General features: G+C 47.2%; 16 protein-coding genes. 8 read left to right on the top strand and 8 right to left on the bottom strand.

Features of this window, described 5'->3' with window-relative positions; translation table 11 throughout:
• Positions 1-47: 47 nt before the first annotated feature.
• The 5 genes from GGR07_RS06625 to nadB all read right to left on the bottom strand — a co-directional run bounded on the left by GGR07_RS06625 (position 48) and on the right by nadB (position 5,486).
• A complete protein-coding gene (locus GGR07_RS06625; protein WP_147298119.1) occupies positions 48-290 on the bottom strand; it encodes a hypothetical protein in 243 nt (80 codons plus the stop codon).
• Positions 291-732: 442 nt separating this feature from the next.
• A complete protein-coding gene (locus tag GGR07_RS06620) occupies positions 733-1,719 on the bottom strand; it encodes an MlaD family protein (RefSeq protein ID WP_122056440.1) in 987 nt (328 codons plus the stop codon).
• A 27-nt stretch (positions 1,720-1,746) separates the two neighbouring features.
• Entirely contained in the window at positions 1,747-2,484 is a 738-nt protein-coding gene (locus GGR07_RS06615) for an ABC transporter ATP-binding protein (protein ID WP_122056441.1), read from the bottom strand.
• Between the two features lie 9 nt (positions 2,485-2,493).
• Positions 2,494-3,321, bottom strand: coding sequence for an MlaE family ABC transporter permease (locus tag GGR07_RS06610; RefSeq protein WP_021644307.1), 828 nt, complete (start codon positions 3,319-3,321; stop codon positions 2,494-2,496).
• Positions 3,322-3,914: 593 nt separating this feature from the next.
• Positions 3,915-5,486 (bottom strand): L-aspartate oxidase, encoded by a 1,572-nt coding sequence (nadB, locus tag GGR07_RS06605; RefSeq protein WP_122056442.1) that lies wholly within the window; start codon positions 5,484-5,486, stop codon positions 3,915-3,917.
• Positions 5,487-5,594: 108 nt separating this feature from the next.
• On the opposite strand from nadB, the gene GGR07_RS06600 reads away from it, so the two are divergent.
• From GGR07_RS06600 to dacB, 5 genes are all read left to right on the top strand, one after another.
• Positions 5,595-6,008 carry a PH domain-containing protein gene (locus tag GGR07_RS06600; protein ID WP_034543917.1) on the top strand — a complete coding sequence of 138 codons (414 nt, stop codon included), beginning with the start codon at positions 5,595-5,597 and terminating at the stop codon, positions 6,006-6,008.
• Positions 6,009-6,156: 148 nt separating this feature from the next.
• Positions 6,157-7,173, top strand: coding sequence for a hypothetical protein (locus tag GGR07_RS06595; protein ID WP_034543918.1), 1,017 nt, complete (start codon positions 6,157-6,159; stop codon positions 7,171-7,173).
• The gene (locus GGR07_RS06590; RefSeq protein ID WP_122056443.1) at positions 7,163-7,621 is read left to right on the top strand and encodes a type II toxin-antitoxin system death-on-curing family toxin; all 459 of its coding nucleotides are present in this window, start codon (positions 7,163-7,165) and stop codon (positions 7,619-7,621) included. The genes GGR07_RS06595 and GGR07_RS06590 overlap by 11 nt, the downstream gene beginning before the upstream one ends.
• A gap of 96 nt (positions 7,622-7,717) precedes the next feature.
• Complete coding sequence (gene lpdA / locus GGR07_RS06585; protein ID WP_034543919.1) at positions 7,718-9,061, top strand: dihydrolipoyl dehydrogenase; 1,344 nt, start codon at positions 7,718-7,720, stop codon at positions 9,059-9,061.
• Between the two features lie 150 nt (positions 9,062-9,211).
• Positions 9,212-10,612 carry a D-alanyl-D-alanine carboxypeptidase/D-alanyl-D-alanine endopeptidase gene (gene dacB / locus GGR07_RS06580; protein ID WP_122056444.1) on the top strand — a complete coding sequence of 467 codons (1,401 nt, stop codon included), beginning with the start codon at positions 9,212-9,214 and terminating at the stop codon, positions 10,610-10,612.
• 15 nt (positions 10,613-10,627) lie between these two features.
• Here the strand turns inward: dacB and GGR07_RS06575 are convergent, their stop codons facing one another.
• Both GGR07_RS06575 and GGR07_RS06570 read right to left on the bottom strand, forming a co-directional pair.
• Entirely contained in the window at positions 10,628-11,593 is a 966-nt protein-coding gene (locus tag GGR07_RS06575; protein WP_256680544.1) for a hypothetical protein, read from the bottom strand.
• Between the two features lie 300 nt (positions 11,594-11,893).
• Positions 11,894-12,301: a nuclear transport factor 2 family protein gene (locus tag GGR07_RS06570; protein WP_021644323.1), complete on the bottom strand. Its 408-nt coding sequence runs from the start codon at positions 12,299-12,301 to the stop codon at positions 11,894-11,896.
• Between the two features lie 132 nt (positions 12,302-12,433).
• Here GGR07_RS06570 and GGR07_RS06565 point away from each other — a divergent pair, with 132 nt between their 5' ends.
• From GGR07_RS06565 to GGR07_RS06555, 3 genes are all read left to right on the top strand, one after another.
• Entirely contained in the window at positions 12,434-12,748 is a 315-nt protein-coding gene (locus GGR07_RS06565; protein WP_034543924.1) for a winged helix-turn-helix transcriptional regulator, read from the top strand.
• Between the two features lie 399 nt (positions 12,749-13,147).
• Positions 13,148-13,807, top strand: a complete 660-nt coding sequence (locus GGR07_RS06560; RefSeq protein ID WP_256680545.1) for a DNA adenine methylase — start codon at positions 13,148-13,150, stop codon at positions 13,805-13,807.
• 332 nt (positions 13,808-14,139) lie between these two features.
• Entirely contained in the window at positions 14,140-14,994 is an 855-nt protein-coding gene (locus GGR07_RS06555) for a BRO-N domain-containing protein (protein WP_122056445.1), read from the top strand.
• Positions 14,995-15,351: 357 nt separating this feature from the next.
• Here the strand turns inward: GGR07_RS06555 and GGR07_RS06550 are convergent, their stop codons facing one another.
• Positions 15,352-16,065: a LexA family transcriptional regulator gene (locus GGR07_RS06550; protein ID WP_021644327.1), complete on the bottom strand. Its 714-nt coding sequence runs from the start codon at positions 16,063-16,065 to the stop codon at positions 15,352-15,354.
• Between the last annotated feature and the right edge of the window lie 328 nt (positions 16,066-16,393).

Genomic DNA, 16,393 nt, shown 5'->3' with positions numbered 1-16,393 from the left:
GCCACTTCCAGAAGGCGGTTCCCCCCAGAAAAGCGTGGGGCCGAACATCACAATTCTGTTCGTGCGCCACTTCCAGAAGGCGGTTCTCCCCAGAAAAGCGTGGGGCTGAACATCACAGCCCGGTAGCGATGCAGCGTCTGCAAAGCCTGCTGGGAAAAGCAGTCGAATGGATGCGGCTGTTTCATATCTGTGTTTTTAGGTATTTGGAAAGATAAAACTGTTACGTTTTTTGCAAATTTAAAAATAGATTGTTGATTTGCAAGGAAAAAGTTGAGAATTTTAGAAATCATCCGGTTTTTCTCTCTTTTTCGGATTGCGATAATTTAAGATCTTTCGCATCGGCCATAATACTTATTGTGGCGGACATATATGTCTATTCCGGTAAGCATATATACACACCGTGGTAAGCATATATACTCACCGTGGTAGGCATATATACTCACCGTGGCAGGTATATATGTATACAAATGACAGCTGTTTTAAGCGTCGGAATTACGTTTAAGCAATAGTACGCATACAAATTGAATTCATGATTTGCTTAAATGGATGAGGTATTAAATAGAATTCTGCAAATAGATTTATGACAGCCAATAAAAATGTATCCAACCTCTCTGAGATTGAAGTTTAAATTATTTTCATCTTTTTATAGAGAGTACATTGCGCTGCCCTCTCTTTCCGGTTTTAGATGTTTCTCTGCCATCAGAACGAGGCAGCATTTCTGTTGTTTCTGCTCTACCGTTTCTCCCGCTTTCCTGCGGCGAGCGAATCGGCTTGCTGCTCTTTCTTCTTCTTGTCTTTGTTTCCCGAAAAGATTCTGAGTATCCAACTGTCGGCAATGCTTTGGGCGGCGCGGGATACCTGAGTCACTCCGTCGTCTACTTTCACAAGGGCGGTGTCTACGCTTTCACCCAGTTTCTTGTCGTGGATGAGGCGGGGCAGTACTCCTTCGCCGTGATTGATGGCATGAACCGTGCGGTGGATTTCGCCGATGGCGGAGTCTGCTCTGGATGAAGTGGTGTTCAGATTCTTCATGATGCCTTTTAGTTGGAGGCTTATGCTGTCGTTGTTCACCAGCTTGCCCAGATCGCCTTTGCCGTTGTTCACCTTGCGGGTGATTTCGTTGATGTTCGCCATCGAGGCATTCAATTGCTGAGTCGTGTTCGCCAGATGAGTGGTCAGGTCGTTGCGGTTGAGCAGGCGGGCGATGTCTCCGTCGCCGTCATTCATCTTTCCTACTATGGAGTTGACGCTCGAAACCACTTCGCCCACTTCTTCGATAATCTCTTTGGCTTTGATGATCATGCCTTCGATGTCCATTCCGTCGGCTGCCGCCAGATAGTCTCCGGCTACTACTTTGCCCGTTTGCGAGTTGCCCGGAGAGATAAGCATGATTTTTCCTCCCATGAGCCCCTCTTGCCCGATTTGCACGGTGGAGTTCTTGTAAATGTACTTGGTGTAGCTGCTGCGTATCGACATGGATACGATGACGGTGGTATCGGAGGTGATGTTGATGTTCTTCACCGTTCCTACGTTGATGCCGGCAAAGCGTACGTTGCTTCCCACTCCGAGACCGCGTATGTCTTTGAAAGAAGAAAATATCTCTGTGGTGGGCGAGAACAGATTTCCTTTGTTGCCGATGAGGTATATGGCTATGGTGAACAGCACGAGTCCCGTTGCAATGAAAATACCCAGCCGTAATACTTTTTTCGTATCTTTCATAATGCTATGTGTATGTTATGTTTCCGTTTAAATAAAATAATTCTGTATCTCTTTGTCCTTGCAGTTTTTCAGTTCGTCGTACGTGCCTTCCACCACGAATACTCCCTCTTTCATGATTTTGATGATATCGGTCGATATTTTGGCGCATTTCATGTCGTGGGTGATGATGATGGACGCCGTATTGTATTCTTCGCGTACTTTCAGTATCAATTCGCTTATTTCTCCAGAGGTGACGGCGTCTAAGCCCGTAGTGGGTTCGTCGTAAAGGATGATCTCCGGTTGCAGGATGAGCGCGCGCGCCAGCGCTATCCTCTTTTTCATTCCCCCCGAAAGTTCCGAAGGCATCTTGTCGATGGCATCCAGAAGGCCTACGCTCCGCAATGCTTTTTCTACCAGCTCTTCCGAATCGTGTTCTCTGTCGGTGAACTGGGTTCTGCGGATAGGGAAGTGAAGGTTTTCGCGTACGCTCATCGAGTCGTACAGGGCTCCTCCCTGAAAGAGGTATCCTATCTTCTTGCGCACTTCGTTCAGTTCCGCCGCGTTGCATGCCAGCACGTCTTCGCCGAGTATCGTTATCTTCCCTGCATCGGGCTCTATCAGCCTTACGATGCACTTGGTGAGCACGGATTTGCCCGTGCCCGACTTGCCGAGAATGCCCAGATTCTCTCCTTTATGGAGCTTGAGGTCTATTCCTTGCAGTATGTGCAGGTCTCCGAACGACTTATAGAGGTTTTCTATTACAATAACTTCTTCTTTTTTGTCCATGGCGCCTGCTTAAAAAATGTTGGTGATAAGAACAAACATCAGGTCGATGATGAAAATGGTAAGCGAGGATATGACTACTGCCGAGTTGGCGGCCTGTCCCACCGATTCGGTTCCCCGTCCGGCATGGTATCCTTTATAGCAGCCGATCAGAGCGATGAAGAACCCGAAGAAAACGGTTTTCACCGTTGCGGGAAGCAAGTCTTCGAACGTAACGACGTCTAATGCCCGGTTGACAAACAGGGTGATATTGGTACTCTCGAATACGTTGATTGCCAGAAAAGCGCCGATCAGGCTGAAGATATCGGCAAAGATGACGAGGATGGGAACCACTACGGTGGTTGCCAGCACGCGGGAAGCTACGACAAAGCCGAGCGGTTTGGTTCCGGATACTTCCATGGCGTCGATCTGCTCGGTTACGATCATTGCCGCGATTTCGGCGCCGATGCCCGAGCTTATCTTGCCTGCGCATATCAATCCTGTAATCACGGGCCCCAGCTCGCGTATCATCGCTACTGCGATTACTCCCGGCAGCAGTGTTTGGGCGCCGAAGTCGGTCAGTATGGGGTTCATCTGCATCGTGAGCACCAGTCCCATGATGAATCCGGTGATTCCTACCAGAGCGAATGACTTGTTTCCGATGATATATCCCTGCTTGACGAGTTCCCCGTGTTCGAACGGCGGCTGAAAGAACTGCTTGATTACATCTTTCGTAAAGATGGCCAATTGTCCCAGATCAATGAATATCCTACTGTAAAAATTGCGTGCCTCCTTGCTTATCTGGATATTCTTCAACCGGAGTCTTTTGAGCTTAATTTTTTTCGGATCAGTTTTTTTCATAAACCGTAAATAGTCAATGAGTATTTTATTAGTAGTATGTCCTAATGTTTATAACATGTATTTTAAAAAAAAGTTCCGTTTCGTTTGCAAAATTGCGTTTACTCCCACATTCTCACCCCTCTTCTCACGCCGGATGCGTTGCGGCCAAGCGATACGTCCGGCGGGGGAAAAAGCCGTCCGGATAATTTGCGTTTCGCCGGCTGCACGGCATCCGGAGCGTTTATCCCATAGTCGGTGCGCCTTCGTATTGTAGCACCCTTATCTTTCATCGCTTTTTATCCTTCCATACCCGAAGAGTCCGGAATCTTCGTATTGTAGTACCCTTATCTTTCGTCCCGTCTGCGTTTCCATTCCGCCACCGCCTTTCGACTTGGTGTTGGCATGCCCTTATCCTTCGTCTCTTCGGTGCAGTCACTTTTCCTTCTTGAACGGATTTGCTCCGTTGGCGGCGTGCCTTTATCCTTCCGCCTCTTCGGTGCAGTCATTTTTCCTTCTTGAACGGATTTGTTCCGTTGGCGGCGTGCCCTTATCCTTCGTCTCTTCGGGTAGCCGGATGTCGCTCCGGTTCATCGAAGAGTGCGGATGGAGTGCTCTTACCTTTCTTTCTTCGGATAGTCGATGGTGTAGTGCAGCCCCCGGCTTTCTTTTCGTTCCATCGCCTGCCGTGTGATGAGATACCCAACGTTGATCATGTTGCGCAGTTCGCAGAGCTCGCGGGTGGCTTTGCATTTCTTGAACAGGCGTTCGGTCTCCTCGTAAATAATGTCGAGCCGGTTCCACGCGCGGGTGAGGCGGAGATTGCTACGCACGATGCCTACGTACGCTTCCATAATCTGGTTCACCTCTTTCATGCTCTGGGTGATGAGCACACGCTCTTCGTTCGAGATGGTTCCCTCGTCGTTCCATTCGGGTATGTCGTCGTTGAAATCGTAACGCTCGAGCACACTCAGCGCATGGCGGGCTGCCGAATCGGCATACACCACCGCTTCGATGAGCGAGTTGGATGCCAGTCGGTTGCCTCCATGCAGTCCGGTGCACGAACATTCGCCCAAGGCATACAGGCGGCGGATGCTCGACTGCCCGTCGAGGTCGACCTTGATGCCTCCGCACAGGTAATGAGCTGCCGGAGCCACGGGGATGTAGTCTTTGGTGATGTCGATGCCGAGGCTGAGACATTTCTTGTAGATGTTCGGGAAGTGGCGTTTGGTCTCCTCCGGATCTTTGTGGGTGACGTCGAGATAGACGTGGTCCTCGCCCCGCTGTTTCATTTCGTTGTCGATGGCGCGCGCCACGATGTCGCGCGGAGCCAGCGAGAGGCGGGCGTCGTACTTCTGCATGAACTCATTGCCGTCTTGCGTGCGGAGCACCGCTCCGTATCCCCTCATGGCTTCGGTGATGAGGAAGCTGGGACGGTCGCCCGGGTTGAACAGAGCGGTGGGGTGGAACTGGATGAATTCCATGTCTTTCACCATTCCTTTGGCTCGATATACCATGGCTATCCCGTCGCCTGTGGCTACCAGCGGATTGGTAGTGTTGCGGTACACCGCCTCGCATCCTCCGGTGGCCATCACCGTCAGCTTCGAGAGGAAAGTGTCCACCTCCCCCGTCTGCTCGTTCAGCACATAAGCCCCGTAGCATTTGATGCCAGGCGTGTATCGGGTCACGATGATGCCCTGATGATGCTGCGTGATGATCTCCACGGCATAGAAGTTTTCGAACACTGTGATGTTGGGATGGCGCTTCACGGCTTCTATCAGGCTGGTCTGTATTTCGGCCCCCGTATTGTCTTTGTGGTGCAGGATGCGGAACTCCGAATGCCCTCCTTCCTTGTGGAGGTCGAATTCTCCGTTCTCCTTCTTGTCGAAATTCACCCCCCAGTCTATCAATGCTTTGATCTGTTCGGGAGCGTTTCGTATCACCATGTTCACGGCTGCGGGGTCGTTGATATGGTCACCGGCAATCATCGTGTCTTTGATGTGCTTTTCGAAGTTGTCTACTGCCAAATTAGTCACGGAAGCGATGCCTCCTTGCGCGAAATACGTATTTGATTCTTCCAGTCCGGCTTTGCAGATCAGAGCTACACTGCCTTTATGCGCCACTTTCAGCGCGAAACTCATACCGGCGATTCCGGAGCCGATGACGAGGAAATCGAATTTTCTGACCATAGTATAGTTGTTTCTCGTTGGCAAATCTACAAAATAACTTACTTCCTTGTGCGTTTCATTGCCGATAATTCGTAAAATTACTACCTTGCAGCCCAAAAACCGACGAAAATGAACCGAACGTTCCATGCCCGCGTTGCGTGGTATCAATATCTTCTGCTGATTGTGATTGCGGTCAACATGGCATGCGCCGTGTGGTACGGATACATCTTGCCCGCCGTGCTGCTGGCTCTTGTTCTTATCGGCCTGATAGAGAAAGTCATTCATACGGTTTACACCGTAACTTCGGATGGCGTGCTCGAAATATACCGAGGCAGATTCGGAGGCAAGACGGCGATTCCGCTGTGCGACATTTCTGCCGTGAAGCGTTGCCGCTCGATGAAGTTCGGCCGTTTCTCGGCAACGGAGTATCTGCTGATCGAGTATGGTGAAGGCCGGTTCGCATCGGTGATGCCCGTTGCTGAAGAAGAGTTCCTGAAAGCGCTCTCCCGACGCGGAGTCAGTGAAATGCGAGGCAACCGGTGAATGGCGGAACGCTGTCCATGTCCTTATTCTGAATAACGGCTTTCTTCGTTATTTTGCGTCATTTGGATAAAGACAGATATTGGAAAGCAGACAGAAGAAACTAATAAATGTGTATGTATATATGGCAATATCTTAAGGAAATGCAGGAATGAAAGATTTAACTATTTCAAACATAGAACGTCAGAATGTATTGAACAATCGCTTCGCTGTAGAAGAAATTCGGAAGACATTGGATGTGCCGGGTATGCTCTTTGAGGGAGAGTATCGGTTTACAAAAAAAATGGTAGCCGATTTTTATGAAGTTGAAGAACGTACCATAGAGCGATATCTGGAGAACCATGGGCAAGAGTTGATATTGAACGGATATGTTTTATGTAAGGGTAAGCGATTGAAAGAGTTGAAGTTACAATTTGCTCCCGTCATAAATGTCGGGAGCAAAACCACTCAACTCGGGCTTTTTAATTTCCGTTCATTTTTGAATATCGGGATGCTGCTTACAGAAAGTGATAAAGCCAAAGCTGTCAGGAGTTTAATTCTTGATTTGGTAATAGCTACTATCAATCAGAGAACCGGCGGAGGGACGAAGTTTATCAACCGTAGGGATGTACATTTCTTGCCGGCTGTGATAACAGAAGAAAATTATCGGAAAAATCTCACTTCTGCTATCAACCAATATGTAGACGGACACATTACCTATAAGTATGCTCAGGTGACGGATTTTATTTATAAGGCTGTGTTCCGAGAAAATGCCAGGGAGTATCGAGAGATTCTTAATCTTGGTATGAAAGATAATGTTCGAAACACTCTTTATGCAGAGGTTCTTCTTGTTATCTCCTCTTTTGAGAATGGCGTAGGTTCGGCTATTCAGGAACGATTCAAAAAGAATCATGGAATTAAACTGACAATGGATGAGGTAGAAGAAATTGTTAATGAACTGGTGGAACATCCCATGCAAAAACCTTATTTGAATGATGCCCGTACAAAAATGGCCTCGCGTGATTACAGCTTCAGGGATGCTTATCATGGCAATATCGGAGAGTATTTGCAAGCTGTGACACCGGAAGAATACGAACGTTTTATAGGCGATCAGTCCATAGATTTTGACCGGATATTGGAAGATAACAAGGATGTCCTTAAACGATTGAAGCAGGCAGATGGCGAGTAATGAAATACAATATATCGATTATGACGAAGTCTTGGATGTCTATCGTCGTATGATAGGAGCGAGCGGCGGGGGATTTGATGGCATTCGTGATGATGGTGGTATACGTGCTACGCTCGACTTCGTACAAAACAATTTATACTATCCCTCTTTTGAGGATAAATTGACGTATCTTGTTTTTAATTTTTGTTCCGGTCATTATTTCAATGACGGAAACAAACGTATAGCATTGACGCTGGGAGCTTACTTCCTTCATAAAAACGGTTATTATTGGCAGGCATGCATTTTCATGCGTCAATTGGAGGCGATAGTTTATCATGTGGCAAGTTCTAATATAGGGCAGAAGATGTTATCGCGAATTATTGTGTGTTTTTTGAAAGGGCAAGATTATGACGAAGAATTAAAAATAGATATGGCTAATGCCATGAATGGCGGAACGCTTAAAATATAAGGGCAAGGATTGTGAATGATCAGCGAACTTTCATTTATTCCGAATATTTCGATACCTTTGCTTGCAACATAAAAAACATTAACTAATCTAATCACCATGAAGTATCAAGTCATCATCATCGGCGGAGGTCCTGCGGGATATACGGCTGCCGAAACAGCCGGCAAAGCCGGACTGAGTGTGCTCCTTATCGAGAAGAACAGCCTCGGCGGCGTTTGCCTGAACGAGGGATGCATCCCCACCAAAACACTGCTCTATTCCGCCAAAACATACGATTCGGCGCGTCATGCCTCCAAATATGCGGTGACGGTGGCCGAACCGGCTTTCGACCTTCCGAAAATCATCAGCCGCAAAAGCAAGGTGGTGCGTAAGCTGGTGCTCGGGGTGAAGGCTAAGCTGACGTCGAACAATGTGGCCATCGTGACGGGCGAGGCGCACATCATCGACCGCCACACGGTTCGTTGCGGAGATGAGACCTACGAGGGTGAAAACCTGATACTCTGCACCGGGTCGGATACGTTTATCCCGCCCATTCCGGGAGTGGACAAGGCGGACTACTGGACACACCGTGACGCGCTCGACTGCAAAGAGCTGCCCGCTTCTCTCGTCATTGTGGGCGGAGGAGTCATCGGGATGGAGTTCGCTTCGTTCTTCAACAGTCTGGGCACGCAAGTCACCGTTGTGGAGATGCTCGATGAGATTCTCGGCGGAATGGACAAAGAACTTTCGGCGATGCTCCGGGCGGAGTATGCCAAGCGCGGCGTCAAGTTCCTGCTGAGCACCAAAGTCACGGCTGTGTCGTCGACGCCCGAAGGGGCGACCGTCTCTTTCGAGAATGCCGAAGGCGAGGGCAGCGTCACTGCCGACCGTCTGCTGATGAGCGTAGGCCGCCGTCCGGTGACTCAAGGGTTCGGGCTCGAAAACCTGTCGCTCTATAAGACCGAACTCGGGCACATCCGTGTAGACGCGCAGATGCGTACTTCTCTGCCGAACGTGTACGCTTGCGGCGACCTCACCGGATTCTCGCTGCTGGCACACACCGCCGTGCGCGAAGCCGAAGTGGCGGTGCACACCATTTTGGGCAAGGAAGATGCGATGAGCTATCGCGCCATTCCCGGTGTGGTGTATACCAATCCCGAAATAGCCGGAGTGGGAGAGACGGAAGAAACGGCGCAGCGCAAGAGCATCACCTTCCGTACGGTGAAGCTGCCGATGGCCTTTTCCGGACGCTTTGTGGCGGAGAACGAAGGGGTGAACGGAGTTTGCAAGCTGCTGCTCGATGAGAAGGAGCGTATCATCGGCGCCCACGTATTGGGCAATCCGGCTTCGGAGATTATCACCATTGCCGGCATGGCTGTCGATCTGGGGCTCACCACCGAGGCGTGGAAGAAGATTGTCTTTCCGCATCCCACGGTGGCGGAGATTTTCCGCGAAGCGTTGTAGCCGCCCTATTCAACGGTGAAGTTCTTAAATATTTTGAGGTTGTAAACAGGTTGCAGCGGCTCTGCTATTATTCAACAGAGGAGCGGTTCCGAATCGACGTGCAGAATAGGCGTCCGATACTTTGCATTTATTATCCAACAGAGGAGTGTTATGAAGAGGTTTTTGACAGGTATTTTATTCGTGGCGGCTTGCTTGCAGGCGTGGGGGCAATCAGACTGGTCGCGCATCGACTCGCTCATTGCGGCGATGCTTCCGGAGGGCTCGGAAGTCGGCATTTCGGTGTACGACCTTACGGAGAAGAAGCCGCTCTATACCTATCGGGATACGAAGCTCTCGCGTCCGGCCTCTACCATGAAGCTCCTCACCGCCGTCGCCTTCCTCTCCCGCGCCGATGCCCGCACGCCCTTCCGCACGGAGGTGTGGCACGACGGAACCATAGAACGCGATACGCTGAAGGGCAATCTCTACGTCGTGGGCGGGTTCGATCCGGAGTTCGACGACGAGGCGATGGACTCGCTGGTAAGTGCCGTGAGGGCTTTCCCCATTTCGGTGATCGACGGGCAGGTTTACGGCGACGTGTCGATGAAAGATTCCCTCTACTGGGGGAACGGCTGGGCGTGGGACGACAATCCGGAAGCCTACCAGCCCTATCTCTCTCCATTGATGTTTTGCAAAGGAGCGGTGAAGGTGATCGCCGTTCCTTCCGCACAGCAGGGGGATACCGCACGGCTCGTCTTCACCCCGTCTTCCTCTTATTATACCGCCGACAACCGGACAAAGACACGCACGCCTTCCGTCGGAAAGTTCTCCGTATCTCGCGGATGGCTTGCGAACGACAACCGTCTGGTGGTGAAAGGCAATGTGGCTTCCGTGCGTACGGGGTGGGTGAACCTGTATCATTCGGAGTCTTTCTTCATGCACACGTTTGTCGAGCGCCTGCATGCTGCGGGAGTCGCGGCCCCTGCTTCGTACGCCTTTTGCCCGTTGCCTCCGGAGGGAGCCGGGCGTATAGCCCGTTGGGAGACGCCCGTGCAAAAAGTGTTGGACCAATTGATGAAAGAGAGCGACAACTTGAATGCGGAAGCCTTGCTGTGCCGGCTGGGCGCGCATGCTACGGGCAAGAAAGGAGTCGCTGCCGAAGACGGGCTGAAGGAAGTGGAAGCACTCATCCGCCTTCTCGGGCACGACTCCAAGAGTTACAAGCTGGCGGACGGATCGGGGCTGTCCAACTACAACTACCTGTCGCCCGCCCTGCTGGTCGACCTTCTGAAATACGCCTACTCGCGCACCGACATCTTCCGCAGCCTGTACAAATCCCTGCCCATAGCCGGCATCGACGGTACGCTGAAGTTCCGGATGAAAAAGACCGCCGCGGCAGGCAACGTGCATGCCAAGACCGGTTCGTTTACCGCCATCAACGCCCTTGCAGGCTATCTGAAACGGAAGAACGGAAACCAAGTGGCCTTTGCCATCATGAATCAGAATGTGTTCCCGGCCGCTAAGGCGAGAGCCTTTCAGGATAAGGTTTGCGAGATGCTTGCTGCTGAGTGAGAGGGGTTCGTGTTCCTATTCAGTTAACAGGCTTTCATCGTTCCGAGATGCTTGCTGCCGAGTGAGAGGGGGTGCTGTTTTAAAGATATCAACGCCCCTCATGCCTGACGATGTATTGATAAACCAGATTTCTCCAGAATTTCTCAGAAGTTGATAGGGCTGTATCTCTCCGTATAGCTTCATGTCTAAGCGAGCCAATCCTTTGTATTTAGGGCATTTCGCGTCGTAGTCTCCGTAGTCCGCAAATAGTGCATGGCCACGGCTGTACTCTTCTTTATAGAAATCCATTATTTCTCGGATGGTATGCTCCGTTGTGTTTATATCTATTTTCTTGGCATAGGTACTTGATACAGTGGTTAGCTCCCCGCCCTTACAAGTTCCAACGCTTAGCAGGATGTAGTAATGATTCACCTTGCAAAGTTCAGGCTTCAGTAAATATAAGATGGGTACACCATTGTGGTAAACAGGTGTGGGACTCTCTTTTACAACCTTATCCTTGTCTACCTTGCCTGTATGGCTAAAATTATGGTATCCTTCCAGATCTGCGGGATGGTGAAATGTTAAAGGCTGGTTTCCTATCACTGCATATTCTATCACAGATGAAGACAAGTTTTTAATCGAAAGAAAATCCGCTCCGTTTTCCTGGAAATCTCTTTTTAAGGCGAGTTGGCTAAAAACCGTTCGACCGGAATGTTTCCCAACAATGCTGTCGTAAGTAACTTGAACTTCTTCTCCGCCTATCAGGCAAGGTGTTGACAGTCTCTCCGTTTTTACTTCGTTGCATCCGTTACGTCCCAGTACGCTGTAACGCACTTCCACTTCTGCAGGAGCATTGCCTTTGGTTGTTATTGCCATGTAATTATGCCGGAGAGACATAGTTTTGCTTACTCCCGTATCCTCCACGTCGACCTTCGTGCACATCGAAAGCAATATCGATAGAAAGCATAATGCGCAGAGTTGCAAAAAGAATGTCTTTTTCATTGTTGTGCTTTAACCTGAGTTCAACGAATCATAAGTGTTTGCAAACTTGGTGATCAGCAAAATTTGCTGCAACTTTATAGTATTGAAATACAAAGAATTGCAAACAATAATCGTTATGATCACTGCGAACAAAGTTAGTGAAATCTTTTTCAAAATCAATCACTGTTAAGAACTAGTTTGAATCACCTGAATAAAATAAAAAATACGGAACTCACTTTGAATCCCGTATTTTCCATTTACACAAAATATTTTATAGTGCCAGTTTAAATGACAACCTCTGCCCCAAATACCGGTCCAATACTAACGTTCTTGTGCCAATGCCGTCCAGAAGCGGTCTTCCTCGTCAATGCGTTCCGAAAAGAGCCAAACCTCTTTTATCAAACCATTCTCAAAGCGAAAGAGATCCACGCCTTTCATTTCTATCGAATGTCCGTTTGCCGACACCGCGAATCCGATTGCAGCCGCAACCAAGTCATCGTTTTCCGTCACGTAATCCACTTGGTCGATGGCGAACGTCCCATTGCTCAATTGAGCCATTCTTCCCAAATGGGCAAAAACATTCTGCTTGCCGTTGTAAACGCCCGACAGTGCTCCCTCTCCCGGTTGATGCCATGTCAAATCGTCGGAGAGCAATGCCCCCACCGTTTCAAAATCACCCTGTGCCAAAGCCGTGTAGAACCGGCGCACTTTTTCAGTTTTTCTTTCCATAAGTCTGTACTTTAATTGTTGAAGTCGCTGCAAAGTAATACCTTTGCATTATAAAATACAAGTACCTACAATATTGTATGATACATACTATATTATTAGATTTATTGATTATCAAGAATAAAAATGTTTGCTATGGAGAGAAAAATTTCAGACAATGAATGCCCCGTGCGGAAATCAATGCAGATTTTCGCCGGTAAATGGACACTGCTCATCATCTTCCAAATCAACCGCAGGATAATCCGTTACGGAGAGCTCAAACGTGCCATTCCGGGCATCAGCGAGAAGATGCTTATTGACGAACTGAAATTTCTTTGCGCCAAAGGGTTGGTTAAAAAGAAACAGTATCCCGAAGTTCCTCCCAGAGTGGAATACTCTCTCACGCCATTGGGAGAGAAAGTACTACCGATTATCGATGAGATAGCCAAGTTTGGAATGGATAATTTGTAAGCCCCGGATTAAACTTCTTTTTACGAAGGAGTAAGCCTTGTCAAGGAAAACATTACGATATAAAGAGTGTTGAGATGTTTTTATATAAATAAGCTCGTATTTTCTTTGGGGGAAACACGAAAAAACATATCTTTACAACGTTTTAAACAAGAAGCCCAAATTTGTTTAGAATAATGATATGACAAGTTGACGGTCTCCTCTACGAGGCTCAACTGAAAGAGCAGGAAGCGATTACAATGATGGAAGCAAGGATATTATTCCCTTTGTTTTGTGAAATATTAGATATTAAGGAGAGCAAATGATGATATATTCTCCATTGCGTTACCCTGGAGGGAAAAATAGATTAGCTCCATTTATATTGCTAAGATGTGTTTTTATAATGGAATTACGGAACACTATGTGGAGCCATATTCCGGAGGAGCTTCTGTGGCTTTATTTCTATTATTTGAGGGTTTTGTTGAAAAAATAACTATCAATGATAAAGATCGATCAATCTATGCTTTTTGGTACTCTGTACTAAATCAATCAGAAGAATTATGTAATCTAATAGAGAAAACATCTATTACGATAGAAGAATGGGAAAAACAGAAAGAAGTTCAGAAAAATATAGATAATGTTGGTTTGCTCGAACTTGGATTTTCAACATTCTTTTTAAATAGGACAAATAGATCTGGAATAATTAAGGCTGGTGTAATAGGAGGTTATAAACAAGAAGGTGTTTATAAATTAGATTGCAGGTTCAATAAAGAAAACCTGATAGAGCGTATTCGTAAGATAGCAGGCATAAAAAACAAAATAGATTTATATAATGATGACGCTCTTGTTTTGATAGATAAAATAGTAAAACAAAACGAACAGTTCAATAATACACTGCTATACTTTGATCCTCCTTATTATGGAAAAGGGAGTTCTTTATATATGAATTATTACAAGAAGTCTCATCATCAAATTGTTAGTGAAAAGATTAAAAGTTTACAAGGAGTCAAGTGGATAGTGTCTTATGATGATACTCCAGAGATTAAAGATTTATATTCTGGCTGTATAAAAAAAAGAATATAGTCTAATTCATACAGCAGCTAAATCTAAAGAAGGAAAAGAAATTCTCTTTTTTAGTCCTAATCTTCAGTTTGACAAAAACAAAAATCCCCTTAAGTATAGATTAAAAAAACAGAGAAAGAAAAAGAAATCATTTATGTTGATAAAGAAACCGACATTTAAATAGCTTGCAATTGCAAAAAGCAGCAACGTTTCTATAAGCGTGTCATCAATTTGGATAAGCAAATCCAAATCATCATTGCTGGGAACCGTCAAAACGTAGAACAAGGCGAAGACGAACGTAGTAAGTTTTACAAGGTGTATTACAAAGAGGAAGATTGAAAAAATGAAATATTATGGCACAAAAGCAAGCTGTACAGTTATTTGAGACGAAGAAAGTCCGCAGCATTTGGGACGAAGAACAGGAAAAATGGTACTTCTCCATCGTGGATACCGTCGCCATTTTGACGGATAGTATAGACCCCACGGCCTATTGGAGAAAACTGAAACAACGTCTTAAAGCAGAGGGTAATGAAACCGTGACGAATTGTCACGGTTTGAAAATGCGTGCCGCGGATGGCAAGATGCGACTAACCGATGTGGCTGATACGGAGCAGCTTTTCAGGCTGATTCAGTCCATACCCTCACCCAAGGCGGAACCGTTTAAGTTGTGGATTGCACAAGTGGCACGTGAGCGTTTAGATCAAATGCAAGACCCGGAATTGTCGATAGAACAGGCTATGAACGATTACAAACGTTTGGGCTATTCCGACAATTGGATCAACCAACGTCTAAAAAGCATTGAAATACGCAAAGAGCTTACAGACGAATGGAAGAAACGCGGATTGCAAGAGGGGGTACAATTCGTTTTCCTAACCGATATTATCTATAAGACGTGGGCAGGCAAAACGGCCAAGGAATATAAGAAATTCAAGGGGTTAAAAAAGGAAAACCTGCGCGACAACATGACTAACACCGAGCTGGTGCTAAATATGCTGGCGGAGCTATCGACAAAGCGCATTTCGGAAACTGCTAATCCCGAAACAATGGATGAACACAGCGACGTTGCTCGTCAAGGTGGAGAAATAGCGCGTAATGCACGTCTTGAATTGGAGGGCAAAACAGGCGAGAAAGTTATCTCTCCCCTAAATGCTAAACAAAGAGTTCTGTTAAATGATAAAAAAAACAAAAATAGCCAAGATATAGAATAGGGCAAAGACGAAGTGGTAAGTTTTATAATAAGGTGTATTACAAACAGGAAGAGTGAATTCGAGAGTTATGACATACGTGTTTTTGTAAAGAGCAAGAGAGTTTATGAGCTGGAATATTTTATAGTGCCCAGTTATCCGAAGAAAATCCAAACCGAACATGGAGAGACTGTGATATCCATTCCACGTGACCGTAATGGCCAGTTTGAACCGATTGTTGGACAGTGTTGCTTAACAAGCTATTTTTCAATTAATTCATTGTGAATTCCCCAGATTCGTAATTTCGTCATCTGCTTGTTCCGCCCCTCCCCTCTTTCGCAAACGGTCCGTATGCCCTTTTAGCATCCGAAATGCCCCCTGTCACATGGTCATTTGCCGGCGGATGGAGAATTTCACGATTGCCATGGCGTTGACGGCCGCAAACGGAATGTCCATCGGCTCGTGGTGCACGTTGTAGCTCACCAGCTTGATGTGCCTTTCCTTTTCCGACCGCTTCACGTATTTCACCGCCAGATACTCGTCTCCTTCGATCATGAACGACACCAGATATATCTCTCCGTAGATGATGCTTTCGAAGCTGTTCAGCTCCTTATACCCCACGATGTCTCCCGATTTCAGTATGGGGTACATGCTGTCTCCGCTCACGTAGACCGCTCCGTCGCAGTGCGGGACGTTGGGAATCTGTATCTTTCCCAACGAAAACTGATGTTTGTCGGTAAACAGCGTTTTCAGATTGGCGGCCGCCCCGATGTCGTACAATGTCACGCTGCGGTCGTCTGTGGCTTCCACCGTTTTCGGATTGTGAATTATGTGCACTTCGCCTTGCGCCAGTTCGCTTTCGCAGAATCCCGGTTGGCGATCCGGACTTCCTTTTCCCAGCAACAGCCAGTTGTAGTCCACCGTGTTTCCCAGTTTGTCGAGCAGCAGGCGGAAATCGATGCTGTTCCGTGCGCCCCAGTTGGTGACGGTTGCTCTTGAAACTCCCATGTAATCGGCCAGTTCGCTGTCTTTCTTCAGCTTCAGCACCTGTTTGGCACGCTTGATGATGCCGGGTACGTCTAAAATAGTGTCCATAGTGTTGTCATTTATTTCTGATGTAAAAATTCATAAACACGTTAATCGCTCATCTATAACTTCTTATCTATATGTTTAAAATTAAATTCTAAAACAGTTTGTTTTTAAAATGAAATCTGTTTTATATTTGTAGTGAAATTCCATGAATTTTGTTTCAAAGATATAAATTAAAAATAATCCGACCATGAAAAATAACGAAAAGTTTACGAAAGGCAGCGAAAAAGTTCATTCCCCACCTCCGGAGTGGCTTCTGTGTCCTTGTTCCTACCGGCATGTGCGCTTGCTGCGGTGAGCATATATAGCACCGCAGTAGCCATATATGCCTACC

The sequence above is a fragment of the Bacteroides pyogenes genome, from assembly GCF_014196225.1.
GTDB lineage: Bacteria > Bacteroidota > Bacteroidia > Bacteroidales > Bacteroidaceae > Bacteroides > Bacteroides pyogenes_A.
Note: the sequence above shows the minus strand (reverse complement) of the source record. Positions and strands in the feature narration are given on the sequence as shown.

Bases quoted from the DNA above. Each gene is read 5' to 3' on its own strand.
- GGR07_RS06625 (WP_147298119.1), bottom strand. From the start codon at position 290: ATGATTTCTAAAATTCTCAACTTTTTCCTTGCAAATCAACAATCTATT.
- GGR07_RS06620 (WP_122056440.1), bottom strand. From the start codon at position 1,719: ATGAAAGATACGAAAAAAGTATTACGGCTGGGTATTTTCATTGCAACG.
- GGR07_RS06615 (WP_122056441.1), bottom strand. From the start codon at position 2,484: ATGGACAAAAAAGAAGAAGTTATTGTAATAGAAAACCTCTATAAGTCG.
- GGR07_RS06610 (WP_021644307.1), bottom strand. From the start codon at position 3,321: ATGAAAAAAACTGATCCGAAAAAAATTAAGCTCAAAAGACTCCGGTTG.
- nadB (WP_122056442.1), bottom strand. From the start codon at position 5,486: ATGGTCAGAAAATTCGATTTCCTCGTCATCGGCTCCGGAATCGCCGGT.
- GGR07_RS06600 (WP_034543917.1), top strand. From the start codon at position 5,595: ATGAACCGAACGTTCCATGCCCGCGTTGCGTGGTATCAATATCTTCTG.
- GGR07_RS06595 (WP_034543918.1), top strand. From the start codon at position 6,157: ATGAAAGATTTAACTATTTCAAACATAGAACGTCAGAATGTATTGAAC.
- GGR07_RS06590 (WP_122056443.1), top strand. From the start codon at position 7,163: ATGGCGAGTAATGAAATACAATATATCGATTATGACGAAGTCTTGGAT.
- lpdA (WP_034543919.1), top strand. From the start codon at position 7,718: ATGAAGTATCAAGTCATCATCATCGGCGGAGGTCCTGCGGGATATACG.
- dacB (WP_122056444.1), top strand. From the start codon at position 9,212: ATGAAGAGGTTTTTGACAGGTATTTTATTCGTGGCGGCTTGCTTGCAG.
- GGR07_RS06575 (WP_256680544.1), bottom strand. From the start codon at position 11,593: ATGAAAAAGACATTCTTTTTGCAACTCTGCGCATTATGCTTTCTATCG.
- GGR07_RS06570 (WP_021644323.1), bottom strand. From the start codon at position 12,301: ATGGAAAGAAAAACTGAAAAAGTGCGCCGGTTCTACACGGCTTTGGCA.
- GGR07_RS06565 (WP_034543924.1), top strand. From the start codon at position 12,434: ATGGAGAGAAAAATTTCAGACAATGAATGCCCCGTGCGGAAATCAATG.
- GGR07_RS06555 (WP_122056445.1), top strand. From the start codon at position 14,140: ATGGCACAAAAGCAAGCTGTACAGTTATTTGAGACGAAGAAAGTCCGC.
- GGR07_RS06550 (WP_021644327.1), bottom strand. From the start codon at position 16,065: ATGGACACTATTTTAGACGTACCCGGCATCATCAAGCGTGCCAAACAG.